Source organism: Microcoleus sp. N9_B4, from assembly GCF_036701635.1.
In the GTDB taxonomy this organism is placed as follows: Bacteria; Cyanobacteriota; Cyanobacteriia; order Cyanobacteriales; family Microcoleaceae; genus Microcoleus.
Window position 1 is genome coordinate 126,871 of the sequence record NZ_JAUBRC010000003.1, and the last position, 15,546, is coordinate 142,416.

The window sequence follows — 15,546 nt, forward strand, 5'->3', positions numbered from 1 at the left end:
CTGTTGACAGTTGACAGTTGACAGTTGACAGTTGACAGTTAACTGTTGAAAGTAGAGTGCGAAATCCGAAACTTTCCCAAGTAGAGTGCGGATAGTTCACCTTTTCTAGACAGGAATTAGGAAGCATCTCCTATTTGTAAAAACACTTCTTGTGGCTTCTTCTTTCTTCCTCTTTCCTCCGGGCTCCTGGCTCCATTCTTCTTCCTCTTTCCTCCTGCCTCATGCCTCCAAACTCCCATTTCTAGCTTGGCTGCTTTCATTGAGATGTTCCCAGTTAGACTCAGCTAGAAGCGAGATGTGTTCCGCTCATTCCAATTGACACCTACCGCAGGTGAAACCTTAGAAACTGATTGCTCGAACTGTTGCCGCACCGGCACCTCAATCCAGAATTCAGTTCCCTCTCCCGGAGCCGATACGCACCTGAGCGAACCTTGATGTTTGTCCAGGGTAAACACATCTAAATTAATTTGACAAAAACGTGAATTTGTACATTACTAAATAACTAAAAAAACCTTCTTAAAATTCTTGATTTTAACCCGACTTGAGCAGATTAAATCAGAACCTTAAGATTTTCTGAACTTCTTAAAGCCGGATAATTTTCCTTCTTAGATAGGTGTTAGATTTCGAGTATTAACTGGCAGAGTTTAAAATTTTAACTAAATAATTATTGTCCATTGCGGCTCGATACCGTTTCATTTTTAGACTTTGTGCCGGAAGTTTTTTCTTGTTTCAGTAAATTTATGGCTAGCCTCCGATTGAAGTGCAAAATTTTCGGGAGAGTTCTGTTTCCGAATCCGGCTTTTATCTTCACAAAATGTAACATCAAGCGTCCAATGTAAGCTATTTTCAATGCCCCAATGACTGCGGATCGCCCCAGCAATTGTCTCAGCATTACTGCTTAAACTCCTCAAGTAAAAATGAGCTGAGCGTGGTGGTTTTATTCCACAATCGTCGTTCACTAACTATCATGACAACTGTTTTTAATCCCGTCCATAATTTTTGATTATGCAGAGGTGGTAAGCTGTTGCACATTTAAACTGTGATACAAGCATTACCCTTATTTTTGATTTTGCGACCCCATTTAATTATTAATTGCCCTTCATTTAAGAGGCGGTGCAATAAATACTCTAGTTCTTCAATAGATGTAAAAAGTCGATTGGCAATATATTCTTTTGCCGAATGCCATACTAATTCAATTAAGTTATACTCGGAGCTGTATTCGGGGAGGAATTCTCAATGAAGATTAGGCATTTCTGTTTCAAGTTTTTTTAGGTACTCTTCTTTCTTATGAAAACTAGCATTATCAAGAATAATAACTATTATCGCTCCTTTCTCCGCAAATTCTGAGGCTTGATTACCTGCTGATACCCATTCATTAATTAGCTCTTCATAAAAGAGTTTTAGCACTTGATAAAAATTATATGAATTGCCTTTATTGAGGAACTCTACCACCTTTTTTTATCCGAATTCCTCACTCCTCCCATTACATTAACCCTGCCTTTTCTGCGGTCTCATCTGACCTTTTTTCGGCTGCATTTTTTACACCAGTTCTTTCTTCTGGTGACTCTTAAACTAAATCCACTCTCGTCCCAAAACCATACCTGTAATCGTTCTGGCGTTGATTTTTCTACTTTTAAATATTCTGCTATCTTTATTTTAAACGCTGTTCTTTTTTCGGGATTTCTCTTGGATTCTAGGCTATACTTAGCCCAGATATAAACATACTTTTTTTGCTTTAATATCCTCTGAACTTGTACTCCACTTAATTTTATTCCCGTGCATTCTTCTAAGTATGTTGCTAATCTCTGCGCTGTCCATCGTCCAAAATCATATCCTAATTATTGAAGGTCTTTCTCTAGAGTTTTTAATAATATTTCTATATATTTATCTGTGGCTTTTTTGTGATTCCCCTTCATCCTCTCATCTATTAGACTTTCTAGATTGTCTGGGTCTCCCTTCACACATTCTTTTAGATACTTTGTTGACTGAGCAACCCAAAAAATGAGCGATTTTAGATTGTGTTTTGCCGTCATTTAGCAATAATAAAATCAGAATTATTTCTCTAATATTTGCCTTTTCTTCCTCTCTTAAGGCTTTTTGTAGTTAATCTATTGGTTGGGGATTGAGATGGTTTTTGGCTGGCATTTTTGTATGGATTGACTAAACTAAATTTTTATTATACGCTATTTAAAGGCACAACAGCTTAAACTCTAATTAAATGTTTTGTATCTACTCAATAATAATTCTCCAATATACCACATTCTGTTAACATAAAGTTTAGATGCGTTCGCCCTGCTCCCAGCAGAAGCCGACCTCAATCCAGCCTAACAGGAATTACCAGAAGCGAGGGAACTGTTATCTCCGCGAATTGCCATCTCAAATAAGCTCGATATAACTCCCTTGGCGGCTGTGATACTTCCCCTCCCCGCAGGAAAAATATTTTTCCCCAAACAAAAAGCGCCCCTATTACTAGGAGCGCTTTTTGTAATCTCAGACTAAAACTTAGCCATTGATAGAAGGAGCAACCAAAGCTACAGGAGTGACTTCACTTGCAGCCAAGTCGAGAGGGAAGTTGTGAGCATTGCGCTCGTGCATCACTTCCATACCCAAGTTAGCGCGGTTGATCACATCAGCCCAAGTATTGATGACACGACCTTGAGAGTCGATAATCGATTGGTTGAAGTTGAAACCGTTCAAGTTGAAAGCCATCGTGGAGATACCCAAAGCGGTAAACCAGATGCCTACTACTGGCCATGCACCTAACAAGAAGTGCAAAGAACGGCTGTTGTTGAAAGAAGCGTATTGGAAAATCAAACGACCGAAGTAGCCGTGGGCTGCAACGATGTTGTAGGTTTCTTCTTCTTGACCGAATTTGTAACCGTAGTTTTGCGATTCGGTTTCGGTTGTTTCACGAACCAAAGAGGAAGTAACGAGAGAACCGTGCATGGCGGAGAACAAGCTACCACCGAAGACACCAGCAACTCCCAACATGTGGAAGGGGTGCATCAGGATGTTGTGCTCGGCTTGGAACACAATCATGAAGTTGAATGTGCCGGAGATACCCAAGGGCATACCGTCTGAGAAGGAACCTTGTCCAATTGGGTAGATCAAGAATACTGCGGTTGCTGCTGCAACTGGTGCAGAGTAAGCGACGCAAATCCAAGGACGCATTCCTAAGCGGTAGGACAGTTCCCATTCGCGACCCATGTAGCAAAATACACCGATCAGGAAGTGGAAAATTACCAATTGGTAAGGGCCGCCGTTGTACAACCACTCATCTAAGGAAGCTGCTTCCCAGATTGGGTAGAAGTGCAAGCCAATGGCGTTGGATGAAGGAACAACAGCACCTGTGATGATGTTGTTACCGTACATTAAGGAACCTGCTACTGGTTCACGGATGCCGTCGATGTCCACTGGAGGGGCTGCGATGAAGGCGATGATGTAGCAGATGGTGGCGCTGAGCAAGGTGGGAATCATCAAGACTCCGAACCAACCTACATAAATGCGGTTGTCGGTTGATGTTACCCACTCACAAAAGCGTTCCCAGACGTTGGCGCTTTCGCGCTGCTGTAAGGTTGTTGTCATGGTTTTATGATTGCTGTATTTGGTTGTCAATGTTCGGATGATGTTTCTATTATTAACGGTTTTGTTAACCTTTGTAAAGGGGTGTAGCGATAGTTAAACTGATGAGGGTTATTAGCAAAGCTTATGAAACCAGAGACAGGGGCGTAGCTTGCGGGGCCCGACGCCATCGCCCCCGCGGGAAAAGAGATGACAGGCTGCACACACGGCGCACCTCAAGCCTAACGAACGGGAGCTATGGGAGGTGGAGAAGGTAGAGGAACAGGAGCGAGGACAGGTGGAGAGACTGGCCTGCCAGCAGGTGGAGAAATCCTGAACTGCTGGAGTTGCTGCGGGGTGAGCGATCGCAAAATTCTCAGTCCGAGAGTGTCTCGGGAGATGCTTAAAGCGTAGGATGGCTCCAAATACGGGCGGAAATTTGATTTGTTGTTCAAATAGCTTTCCATGAACGCTAGGCTGAGTCCGCTGAGGTAGCGGCGGGCTAAAGCTGGTTCGGGTCCGATGACCTGTGCTGGTGGCAGAAAGAGGCTTTGAGGGGATTCCTCGATCGTTGAGAAGTGAGTCCCATTGTTCATTAGTACGAGATATTTGTTGGGCGATGTCAGCCATGTGAACGGTTGAATTTGTTCGAGCAAAGCGGGGGCGACGGTATCGGCACTGCCTGCGATTACCATGACTGGGATTTGGATTTTGCTGAGGTTTGTTTCTCCGAGAATGCTGCTGACGATCGGGTTAACGGCGATCGCAGCTTTGATGCGCGGGTCGCCGAAATTGTACTGGTTGCGCTCTAGTCCGCGGGCGCGGCACTGCAACAGCAGAGAGATGTTCCAAGTTTCGTTTTCGAGCCGACAATCTTGGTCTAGCTGTGCAAAATTAATCCCCGCCCCGGCTAATGCTAAAGCCGTATAGCCACCGAAAGACTGGCCGATGACGCCGACTCGCTGCAAGTCGAGCTGCCCTTGGTAGGCCGGAGCGGTTGTAGAAAGTTTGGTTAAATAATCGAGCAGGTCTTTGATGTCGAGGGGGCGGTTGACAAATTCTGCTGGTTCTGCTACTTCAGTGGCTCTGCCTGTTACTAAGTTTTGGATTTGTTGGGCGTTGCTGCCGGGGTGTTCGGGGACGGCGACGGCAAAGCCGTAGGAGGCTAGGTGTTTGGCTAAATACTCGAAGGAAAGGCGATCGGAACCTAAGCCGTGGGAAATTACTACCACTGGGGCCGGTTGCGGACTCCGCTGCGGCAGGTAAATGTCCATATCAAACGTGCGATCGCGATTTGGACTCGTCAGAGTTACCGATGATTTTTTCCAAGTATAGGGGCCCGGTAGCTGGGGCTGCAGCATTTCGGCGGGCGGTATGGCGGCTTCTAAGGCTGCTTGTGCTTCGGACAACTGGGCGACTCCGGCGATCGTCTGATTGGAACGGTTGATCAGGGATGTCAGCTCGTTGGCGATACCCAAGCCGCGAGCGATGTCAATCCTGATGCCATAAGTGGGGAATTTCCGCAGCACGTTGAGTATGGTCAGGCCTTCTGGATCTGAGGCTGCTAAAATCAGGGCGGCTCGGATGGCATAAAATCCGGGCTGCCGAGCTTTGGTTTGAATTACTCGGCCCAAGCGTTTCAGCAGCACTTCTCCTTGAGGCGTGTAGAGAAATTGGGCGATCGTCACGTTGCTGATTTCAGCTTTCGCTTGCAGGGCGCTGCGAATCTCCGCTAGCTGTGCTTTTTTGACGTACTGAGCGAAGCCGTCCAAGTTCGAGTCTATTTTGCCTTCTTTGGCGAAGAGTGCCAGGGATTCGATGGGAACTGATTCTTCTAGCGGCCCGTAAGTTACGTAAATTCGTTCTGCTCCCCAAGCTGGTGCGGCGGTGCAAACAGCCGTGAATGCAAACCATCCTAGGTATTTTGGGGCGATCGACCGCCGAGTGCGAATGACAGCAGTGGAGAGACTCGGAAACAGACAGTTCATAACTTTCACACCTAGGACTTCTAATCATTAGTCGGTGAAACGATGTAAATTGTTTCGCCAATATTTAATGCCAAAAAATCGATCTGTTGCTTCGGAAATTAGGTTATCGTGGGAAGCATAGCCTAAAAGTAATTTTCTGATTTGACAAGGCTAGCTGAAATTTAAAATTCAACGCCGAGGGGTCAAACCTGTTGGAATGCCCATTGATTATTTTTTCAGCTATCGGGACTTAGACAAAAACTGAAGCCAAAATAGCTTCCAACCCAAATAGAGAAAAACTGTTAGCTCGAATGGGCATGAATCTAGTTATACCAAAGGTTTCAGGCATTTTTAGGCGATCAACCTCTTTCTATTGCCAGCGAGGGGTTTGGACTCCTAAAGCGGCTCGAAAATGTTTAAGTCCCACTATTATGCAAGATATTTTCGATCGAGTTTGTAACTAAAGTCTGAGTGAGAGAATTTATCATGTTCAATGCAACTGCTATCCTGATTGACGCTTTTGTGCAAGAGCTGCAGGCCGGCTACCGTCGCACCTACGGCAAGTACAAGCCTGACTACCCTGAAATTATCGCCTGGGCAGGGACTATGGCTCTGGAAAATATCGCTAATTGCGATGCTCTGTACCACAATGTGGAACACACAATGCTCGTGGCTTTGGTGGGACAAGAGATTCTCCGCGGCAAGCATATTCGCGAAGGGGGAGTGTCGCCGGAAGATTGGCTGCACTACCTGATTTCGCTGCTGTGCCACGATATCGGCTACGTCAAAGGTGTTTGCCGCCAAGACCAAGAAGCTGTGGGACTATATGCTACGGGTATTGACGGGGGCATGGTTTCTGTGCCGATCGGGGCAACTTCAGCCAGTTTAACTCCTTATCATGTCGATCGAGGAAAACTCGTAATTGACGAACGCTTCGGCGGGCACACATTAATTGATGCCGAACAAATCAAGCGCAATATTGAATTGACGCGATTTCCAGTTCCTGCTAGCGAAACTCATCAAGACAGAAATAATTATTCTGGACTCGCTAGGGCAGCCGATTTGATCGGTCAGTTGAGCGATCCAAATTACCTGCGAAAAATAAGTGCTCTGTTCTACGAGTTTGAGGAAGTTGGCACTAATAAAATCTTGGGCTACAAGTCTCCGGGAGATTTGCGCCAAAATTACGCCAAGTTTTATTGGAATGGAGTTTTTCCCTACATTCCAGCAGCTTTGAACTACTTGGAATTGACCCAGGGAGGCAAACAAATTATTGCCAACCTCTACGCCAATGTATTTCAGGTAGAACACGCTGAACCGCTCGCTTTCACCAAGCCCAACGCTCAAGAATTCACCAAATCCCGCGCCAATAGCAACTTGAACGGTGAAAAAGATGGTGATAATCTTCAACCTTCCATGTCCGGGGAAAACAAGAAATTTACCGAGTTTCCCGACTTGAATTTGTGATAATTTACGCGCCGAATTCGGCAGCTATAAAGGCGACTCAGTGGATTTTAAAATTGAGAATTCGGCGTGACAGGTTTGGCGCAAAGTTCGGCGTTTAATCAGTCGAAGGATTTGAAATTTACTCCATAGATGAACCTGGGAGGTTGAACAAGAGTCGAAAATTTTGGCCGACTGGCGACTCCTGTCAGAAATTAAGTATCCGTTTTTGGGCAGCGTGATAATTAGGATAAGTTTTGATTTTCTAGTTGCTGGAGCTTTGTTGTTAGCTCAAATTGACATTGCTCATCTCAAATTTCAAATCTATCTGGCAGCAGAGAGGTTGCTCGCTCCTTTTTTTTGAGCTAAAATGGAGAGTTATAATCAAAAATCTAACATCAAAAATCGAAAACCTTAAATCGATATGGCAGCAGAGATTCAGCAGCAAATTCAACAGTTGAGGCAGCAGCTACAGGAAGCTAGCTATGCTTATTATGTTCTCGATGCGCCGATTATGCCAGATGAGGTGTACGATCGACTTTATCGCCAGTTGCAAGAATTAGAATCGGATTATCCTGACTTAATTACTGCGGAAAGTCCGACTCAGCGCGTGGGAGAACAGCCTGCTACTCAATTTTTTAGCGTCAAACACAATATTCCTCTCTACAGTTTGGAAAATGCTTTTAATTTTGAAGAATTTGCTAAATGGCAGGAACGTTGGCAAAGGGTAGCACCCCCCCTAACCCCCAAAGGGGGAAATGCACCCCCCCTAACCCCCCCTTATCAAGGGGGGGAATTAGATGGGAATGCACCCCCCCTAACCCCCCCTTATCAAGGGGGGGGACTAGAGGGAATAACATCTTCCATTAGCAATCAGGAAAACAGGGAAATTACTCCCCCCCGAAGCTTGGGGGGGTTGGGGGGGTTGGGGGGGGTTTCCTATGTTTGCGAATTGAAAATTGACGGTTCTGCTTTAGCGTTAACCTATGAAAATGGGGTTTTAGTTCGCGGTGCGACGCGCGGAGACGGCATTGCCGGAGAGGAAATTACTCAAAATGTCAAAACTATTCGCTCGATTCCTTTAAAGCTCAATTTAGATAATCCGCCGCCTGTTCTGGAAGTGCGGGGAGAGGCTTTTTTGTCTTTAGCTGTGTTTGAAGAAATTAATCGGGAACGGGAAAAAGCAGGGGAACAATTGTTTGCTAATCCTCGCAATGCTGCGGCGGGTACGCTGCGGCAGTTGGATTCTAAAATTGTGGATAAGCGCAGGTTGGATTTCTTTGCTTATACTCTGCATTTAGATCAAGGTAACGAGGGTAATACGCAGTGGGATTCGTTGGAATTGTTGCGACGAATTGGGTTTAAGGTGAATCCCCATCGCAAAATTTGCTATTCTTTGGATGAGGTTCGGGAGTATTACGAATATTGGGATACTGAGCGGCGGAATTTGCCTTACATGACGGATGGGGTTGTTGTTAAGATTAATTCCGTTTTGCTGCAAAAACAATTGGGTTTTACTCAGAGGTTTCCGCGTTGGGCGATCGCCCTGAAGTATCCCGCGGCCGAAGTGCCTACAATAGTAGAAGCTGTCACCGTGCAAGTAGGCAGAACCGGGGCTCTAACTCCTGTAGCGGAACTCAAACCGGTGCAGTTGGCGGGAACGACGGTTTCGCGGGCTTCTCTCCATAATAGCGATCGACTTTCCGACCTGAACCTGCACATTGGCGATACTGTAATTGTCAGAAAAGCTGGGGAAATTATACCAGAAGTTGTGCGAGTTTTGCCAGAACTGCGCCCCCCAAATGCTCAACTTTTCCAAATGCCTAGTTGCTGTCCCGAATGCGAACAGCCTGTGGTTCGGGAAAAGGGGGAGGCCGTTACTCGCTGCATCAATACATCTTGTCCGGCGATTTTGAGGGGTTCGCTGATTCATTTTTGCAGCCGGGATGCTCTGGATATTAACGGTGTTGGCGAAAAGTTGGTGCAGCAGATGGTTGATACCAATCTGGTGCATTCTGCGGCGGATTTGTACGATTTGACTGCGGAAAGATTGATGAGTTTGGAACGCATGGGTAAGAAGTTAGCAGAAAAGTTGGTAAGTGCGATCGCCCAATCGAAAAATCAACCTTATTCGCGCGTACTTTACGGCTTGGGCATCCGCCATGTCGGCAGCGTGAATGCTCAATTGCTGACAGAAAGGTTTGCAAATGTGGAAGAGTTAGCCGGGGTATCGGCGGCATCGATTGAGGGCGTTTACGGCATCGGCCCGGAAATTGCTCAAGCGGTTTATCAGTGGTTTCGAGTGCCGGCAAATCAAAGTTTAATTGCACGGTTGAAAACTGCGGGCTTGCAATTGCAGTCAGAAGTTAAAAATCCCAATTTAGCCAGCACAAATTTACAACTTGCAGGCAAAACTTTTGTGCTGACGGGAACTTTGCCCACTTTGAAACGAGATGAAGCTAAAGATTTGATTCAAAAAGCAGGAGGTAAAGTCACAAGTTCTGTGAGTGCTAAAACTGATTATGTGGTTGTGGGAGAAGATGCGGGTTCTAAGTTGGAAAAGGCTCAATCTTTGGGGGTCGAACTACTTTCGGAATCAGAGTTATTAGAACTGCTATCGAAACCATAAATGATTGGTGAAAGTCAATATATCTCTCTTTGCTCTTTCTCTGCGCCCTCTGCGGCCTCTGCGGTTCGCAAAAAAAGCTGATTCACTTGATCCGTTTTCAAAGGGCATCGCCAACAATTCTATTGCCCTAGATGCAAAATAGCCGATCCTCTTCGAGGGCTCCGCTAACGCGAATTGGGCAATACCTCAAAAGGCATAGAAATTGCGATCGCACTTGGTGAATATACATACTTCCCCGGCAGTGCTGCCCGAATCGGTTGTCGGTACTGGCTAGTTTTGCTAAAATTTGATAAAGTTTGCGATAGCGATCACAACTGCCCGCTTAGCCAAATCCCAGCAATCATAGGAGATACATTATGTCGGAAATTCCAGCAGAACAAACACAAACAAACTTGACAACTCCAGAAATAACTACCGAAAGCTCACTTTCTGGGGTGGAAAACGTGAAAAATAGTTTGGGAAACGTCCTAAATAGTTGGAAGTTGAAAGCAGGATTAGCCGTTGCTGTACTTTTGGGAGTTTTGCTATTTGCTTTTTACTGGCAGCATATGATTGCCGTCGTAGGTATGAAGAGTTGGTCGGCGCGATCGGGAGCTAACCCGATCGAATGTATGGTAAGAGATACTAATAACGACGAGTATGTCAGTTGCAGCGCCCTCCTCGATCAGCAGATTGTCCCTCTTGAGTGCAGTTCGAGTTTGTTCAATATCGGCTGTCGAGTCAATTACGGAACTGCCGCACCAAATCCGAGACAAATCAACCCTAGATAGAGCATCTGCGGGTTAGAGATAATTCTTGAACGAACACATTTGCTACTTAAAATATGGGAAGTACAAAAAATTTCCCACCGTGAAAATACTCCAGCAATAAAGAGCGGAAAACTATTGTTTTTCTTGTTGTAAATTAGCAGGTAATGAAAGTTACCTGCTATTGTTATTAAGTGCCAGATTTCGAGCCAAACCGACAACTGCTATAAAATAAAGCGTAGCGATCGCCGATTGCTATCAATTGCCCGAAGGGTACATGATATTACCAACCCTTAGTCGATCGCAAATCTCGAAAGATTCAGGAAATGTTTGATAAATATGTGTAAGTTGTTGTGCCTTTAAATAGGGTATAATAAAAATTTAGTTTAGTCAATCAATACAAAAATGCCAGCTAAAAACCATCTCAATCCCCAACCAATAGATTAACTACAAAAAGCCTTAAGAGAGGAATAAAAGGCAAATATTAGAGAAAGAATTCTGATTTTATTATTGCTAAATGACGGCAAAACACAATCTAAAATCGCTCATTTTTTGGGTTGCTCAGTTAACAAAGTATCTAAAAGAATGTGTGAAGGGAGACCCAGACAATCTAGAAAGTCTAATAGATGAGAGGATGAAGGGGAATCACAAAAAAGCCACCGATAAATATATAGAAATATTATTAAAAACTCAAGAGAAAGACCCTCAAGAATTAGGATATGATTTTGGACGATGGACAGCGCAGAGATTAGCAACATACTTAGAGAAGTTCACAGAAATAAAATTAAGTGAAGTCCAAATTCGGAGGATATTAAAGCAAAAAAAAGTATGTTTACATCTGGGCTAACTATAGCCTCTAATCCAATAGAAATTCCGAAAAAAGAACAGCGTTTAAAATAAAGATATCAGAATATTTAAAAATAGAAAAATCAACGCCAGAACGATTACAGGTATGGTTTTGGGACGAGAGTGGATTTAGTTTAAGAGTCACCCGAAGAAAGAACTGGTGTAAAAAAGGCAGTCGAAAAAAGGTCAGAGGAGACCGAAGAAAAGGCAGGTTAATGTAATGGGAGGAGTGAGAAAATCCGATAAGAAAAGGTGGGTAGAGTTCCTCAAGAAAGGCAATTCATATAATTTTTATCAAGTGCTAAAACTCTTTTATGAAGAGCTAATTAATTAATGAATGGGTATCAGCCGGAAATCAAGCCTCAGAATTTGCTGAAAAAGGAGCAATAATAGTGATTATTCTTGATAATGCTAGTTTTCATAATAAAGAAGAGTACCTGAAAATAATTGAAACAGAAATGCCTAATCTTCATTGAGAATTCCTCCCCGAATACAGCCCCGACTATAACTTAGTTGAATTAGTATGGCATTCGACAAAAGAATATATTGCTAATAGATTTTTTACATCTATTGAAGAGCTAGAGTATTTATTGCATATCCTCTTAAAGGAAGGAGAATTAATAATTAAATGGGGGCGCAAAATCAAAAATAAGGGCAATGCTTGTATCACAGTTTAAATGTGCAACAGCTTACCAACTTTTTAAATCTGCGGGAATTAGCTGGAAAAAATCTCAAAAAAAGAATCCAAAGCGTGATGAAAAACTCGTCAAAAAAAAGCACCAAGAAATTTGTGAGATTCTGGAAGAACACTACGGATGCTATAGAATCGAGAAAGCTTGTGGTGTATTTGATTGATGAGTGTCATCTACTCGCTTGGAGATGTCTATGGTTATCTTTCGGGAAGGCGCAACGAGAGAATAGAAATACCACTGGTGAATCAGAGAGAAAAACAAACTTATTATGGCGCAGTAAATTATTTAACAAAACAGTTTGTTCTGCGACAATATGCAACGGCAAATTCTGAGAATACAGTCGCTTTCTTAAAAGACTTACAATCTTTAAATCCCGAAGCCAGACATTTGATTATTTGGGATGGAGCCAGCTATCACAAATATAAAGAAATGAAAGCTTACCTAGAAGAAATTAATCAAGGTAAGGAGCAGGATGAATGGCCTTTAACTTGTGTCCTGTTTGCTCCTAATGCTCCGGAGCAGAATCCAGTCGAAGATATTTGGCTTCATGCCAAGACTTGGGTGAGAAAATTTGGGAATCGGCTCAGTTATGAATGCCTTGGTTAAATGGTTTTTCAATTTTACCATACAGGAACAAAGCTTTGACTTTCTCTCTTTTACACAAATTTGGTATTTTTGAACCAACACTCAATGGAACTGCTGCTCGATCGAACCCTTAATTAATTTACGAATGATTTGCGATCGCTATAGTTCTAATTTCTGAGTAATTGAATTCACCCAACTCAAGAAACAATCTTGAAACTGCTGCGGTTCAAGTCGAGCAAAGACTCGACTAAATGTATCATGAGAAGGAATCCCATTCGGGAGTTCTAGAAAGCTTTTTAGCCATTCATGTTTAGCTGTTCCATAAACTTCTATTCCGGACCGATCCTTCCGCACCGCCGATCACAGCTAGAATTGCAATTGCTACAATATCTATCAGTAGATGTTCTTTACTTCTTTCTATTCTTGGATCTATCAAGTTTTCAAAATAATTGAAAAAACTGGTATTCAAAAAGTTCGTTCTATTCGCTGAAACTGTTGGTTTTCGTTGGGAAGTTAAAGTCGAAGTAAAACCTCTCGCCATCGTTCGCACCCATGAACTATTTGCTGGATTTAGATTAAGATTTTATTATACCATATTTGGGATTAAATTTAAGATGCGTTTACCCTGTGCGTTCCCCCTAGCTGGGAGACTCACTCATGATAAATTCAAGTTTTTTTAAACATCACAATACATTCATAATTTTCTAGATCGAGAACTCGGTCAACTTGCCAAGTTCCAATTTGTTCAAATCCCTGTTTTTGGTGAAACATTAGGGAACGAGTATTAGCTATTGGCTTGCTAACAATCAACAGCGAAATAAATGAGTTTGGAAAAACTTGATAAATTTCTTTATACATAAATTGAGCCACACCTCTACCCATCCAACCTACCTTTGTTGCGACTCTTTCGAGATAAAAATGCCGATCGCTTGTGACTCTTTTCTTAAAAACCTCATCTTTCCAGATAATTTTATCCAACATTTCATCAGATATTTTGGGTTGTGATATAGCCACGAATCCCAGAATTTCCCCATCGGTTTTAGCGGTCACAAAATATCTGCATGAATTATTTAAGCTTTTGACAATCTCATCTTCAGTAATTTGTGTTAGCAAAAAGCCGCGCTCGATCGACGTATTTTGACTGCGCGCATGAGAATTGTGAATATTGACGATCGCCTGTATGTCCTGTCGATCGGCTTCTCTAAAAGTTAGATATTCCATAGCATAGTGTGTAGGAACTCGGACAAGGAGCTGTAAGCCCCTTACTACATGAGTAGAATTCTACCGCACAACCCTAACTGCCGCCACTGCAGGCCACATCGCGAGCATTTTCTTCAAATGCAGCCGTCAGCGCATCATCACCGCTCAAACCCAATGCGATCGCCCTAGTCCGGTATTGGCAAAGCCAAGGAATTACTCAAGTTGCTGAGGTGTATTTTTGCTGTGATACATTTGCGATTGTAACGCTCAGGTTGATCTATTCTAAGAGCTAGATATAGATCGCATACCAGATTTAGTTTTGTAAATATTTTAGGGGGCGATCGCCTTCGGACAATATCATGACTGTAGGTATGTCTGCACTTGTGGGCGATCGCAAATAACTTCCAGGTAGCGTCGCAACAGCTACAGTGTTTCCCAACAGATCGAAGAACTCAAGGCCATAACCTGTTTCTAGTCCCTCGACGAGTGCTATTGATTTACCAGTCCTCGCAGTTCCTTAATGTCGATGTGGATTCCTTGACGTTTCAGATATTGGCTCAAGTTAATCTGGATGAATAAATCTTTGAGCTCTTCAGCAATCTCTGCCGGGGGATTGCCAGATAACGCAGTTGCAATTAGACGTTCTGCTATTCGTAATTCGCCACATTCAATCGCTAAAGATGCTGCGCTGCGGTGAAGCACAGAACGAGTGGGTTCAGCATCAAGGGCGCTAGCGATTAAGGCTGCGGCCTGAGTTTCTTGTTCAAAGGCTTGGCGCGTCAATTGTGCAGCCAACTCCAACGCACCTCTTAAGCGGGCGACTGCCGCGGCTTCGGCTAAATCCATTGCTTGTTTGTGGAGCGATTGAATCTGGCTCATTGGAGTACGGTTCCTTCAGGATTTTGCTTGGCACTAATAATAGAAATCGGTCGGCTGAACTCTACTACAATGATATACGCTGGCAAGCCTTGTGCGTCTGAGGCGCGGGTTTGTTCAGTTTTCAGCTTGACTCTAGTATTGATTTGACTTTGATTGCCTTTGCGAATTCCAGAAACCTCTAGCCGAGCCATTCGCTCAAATGGCAGTGTGGTAGCTGAATTTTGACTTCCTAACCAATAGTCAAATCCAGTTCCTTTGCGAGAGCGTTCAATGACTGTGAGATTTGTTAATTGCAAAATTAACAGGAATGCGATTCCATAAGCAGCCTGCTCGGTAGTATATTCTTCGTCATTCCAACATCGTCGGGTTTGCTCGGTGACTGGCTGCCAATCTAACTTGAATGTGGCAGAAAATTCTCCCTCAACTTTAAGTGTTACTCCTGGTTGGTGAGCTTCATCGGTTAGACAAATCGCACCTGCTTCTGCGATCGCGGCTCCAAAGGCAGGTGTAATCGCAGGGAGTCCCTGGCTAAGGCTTTGTAAGTTTAAGATTTGAATCTGGCTCAAAGCGACGTTGCTCTATGGAAAGTAGATATTCAATTTTACTCTCAGTTGCGACAATTTGAGTCGATCGCCACTATTTTTAGACGATCGCCTTCCTCGACTTGGGGTCATCATCGCGATTGTACTATTTCCTCTACTTACGCAGCAAAACTATTAACCAGTCTAACTGTAGGTCTATCTGCACTTGTGGGCGATCGCAAATAACTTCCAGGTAGCGTGGCAACGGCTACAGTGTTTCCCAACAGATCGAAGAACTCAATGCTATAACCTGTTTCTAGTCCTTCAACCTGATGCTGTTCCACAACCGTACCGATATCGCCGGCATAAAGTCCTTCTTCTGGAAGGTTGCACAGTAAAATGACATCTGAATAAAGTTGATAGTTCATATTGTCCTCTATTAACTTGTTAATCGGGAATCAACAGAATCCGTTCAAA

At 43.6% G+C, this 15,546-nt stretch carries 11 protein-coding genes and 4 pseudogenes; 5 read left to right on the forward strand and 10 right to left on the reverse strand.

What is annotated here, in order from left to right; translation table 11 throughout:
- Nucleotides 1-116 precede the first annotated feature (116 nt).
- From QUA43_RS02895 to QUA43_RS02915, 5 genes and pseudogenes are all read right to left on the reverse strand, one after another.
- Entirely contained in the window at nt 117-260 is a 144-nt protein-coding gene (locus QUA43_RS02895) for a hypothetical protein (protein ID WP_333370864.1), read from the reverse strand.
- Nucleotides 261-698: 438 nt separating this feature from the next.
- Nucleotides 699-959 carry an ISAs1 family transposase gene (locus QUA43_RS02900; protein WP_333370866.1) on the reverse strand — a complete coding sequence of 87 codons (261 nt, stop codon included), beginning with the start codon at nt 957-959 and terminating at the stop codon, nt 699-701.
- A 73-nt stretch (nt 960-1,032) separates the two neighbouring features.
- A pseudogene (locus QUA43_RS02905) lies at nt 1,033-2,145 on the reverse strand (IS630 family transposase).
- Between the two features lie 357 nt (nt 2,146-2,502).
- Nucleotides 2,503-3,585, reverse strand: coding sequence for a photosystem II q(b) protein (psbA, locus tag QUA43_RS02910; RefSeq protein ID WP_333070606.1), 1,083 nt, complete (start codon nt 3,583-3,585; stop codon nt 2,503-2,505).
- Between the two features lie 218 nt (nt 3,586-3,803).
- A complete protein-coding gene (locus tag QUA43_RS02915; RefSeq protein ID WP_333370868.1) occupies nt 3,804-5,549 on the reverse strand; it encodes an alpha/beta hydrolase in 1,746 nt (581 codons plus the stop codon).
- A gap of 465 nt (nt 5,550-6,014) precedes the next feature.
- Here QUA43_RS02915 and QUA43_RS02920 point away from each other — a divergent pair, with 465 nt between their 5' ends.
- The 5 genes and pseudogenes from QUA43_RS02920 to QUA43_RS02940 all read left to right on the forward strand — a co-directional run.
- Nucleotides 6,015-6,995, forward strand: coding sequence for an Npun_R2479 family HD domain-containing metalloprotein (locus tag QUA43_RS02920; RefSeq protein WP_333226809.1), 981 nt, complete (start codon nt 6,015-6,017; stop codon nt 6,993-6,995).
- A 400-nt stretch (nt 6,996-7,395) separates the two neighbouring features.
- Entirely contained in the window at nt 7,396-9,600 is a 2,205-nt protein-coding gene (gene ligA / locus QUA43_RS02925; protein WP_333370870.1) for an NAD-dependent DNA ligase LigA, read from the forward strand.
- 356 nt (nt 9,601-9,956) lie between these two features.
- Nucleotides 9,957-10,370 carry a hypothetical protein gene (locus tag QUA43_RS02930; RefSeq protein WP_333370872.1) on the forward strand — a complete coding sequence of 138 codons (414 nt, stop codon included), beginning with the start codon at nt 9,957-9,959 and terminating at the stop codon, nt 10,368-10,370.
- Nucleotides 10,371-10,751: 381 nt separating this feature from the next.
- Nucleotides 10,752-11,869: pseudogene (locus tag QUA43_RS02935) on the forward strand (IS630 family transposase).
- Between the two features lie 7 nt (nt 11,870-11,876).
- A pseudogene (locus QUA43_RS02940) lies at nt 11,877-12,603 on the forward strand (IS630 family transposase); the annotation flags it as partial.
- A gap of 31 nt (nt 12,604-12,634) precedes the next feature.
- On the opposite strand, the pseudogene QUA43_RS02945 reads toward QUA43_RS02940, so the two are convergent.
- The 5 genes and pseudogenes from QUA43_RS02945 to QUA43_RS02965 form a co-directional block, all read right to left on the reverse strand.
- Nucleotides 12,635-13,010 (reverse strand): annotated as a pseudogene (locus QUA43_RS02945) (ISAs1 family transposase); the annotation flags it as partial.
- A gap of 125 nt (nt 13,011-13,135) precedes the next feature.
- Nucleotides 13,136-13,690, reverse strand: coding sequence for a GNAT family N-acetyltransferase (locus tag QUA43_RS02950; RefSeq protein ID WP_333370873.1), 555 nt, complete (start codon nt 13,688-13,690; stop codon nt 13,136-13,138).
- A 468-nt stretch (nt 13,691-14,158) separates the two neighbouring features.
- Complete coding sequence (locus tag QUA43_RS02955; RefSeq protein ID WP_333242973.1) at nt 14,159-14,548, reverse strand: hypothetical protein; 390 nt, start codon at nt 14,546-14,548, stop codon at nt 14,159-14,161.
- Nucleotides 14,545-15,114, reverse strand: a complete 570-nt coding sequence (locus tag QUA43_RS02960) for a hypothetical protein (RefSeq protein ID WP_333206885.1) — start codon at nt 15,112-15,114, stop codon at nt 14,545-14,547. The genes QUA43_RS02955 and QUA43_RS02960 overlap by 4 nt, the downstream gene beginning before the upstream one ends.
- Nucleotides 15,115-15,248: 134 nt before the next feature.
- Nucleotides 15,249-15,497: a DUF4926 domain-containing protein gene (locus QUA43_RS02965; RefSeq protein WP_333370875.1), complete on the reverse strand. Its 249-nt coding sequence runs from the start codon at nt 15,495-15,497 to the stop codon at nt 15,249-15,251.
- Between the last annotated feature and the right edge of the window lie 49 nt (nt 15,498-15,546).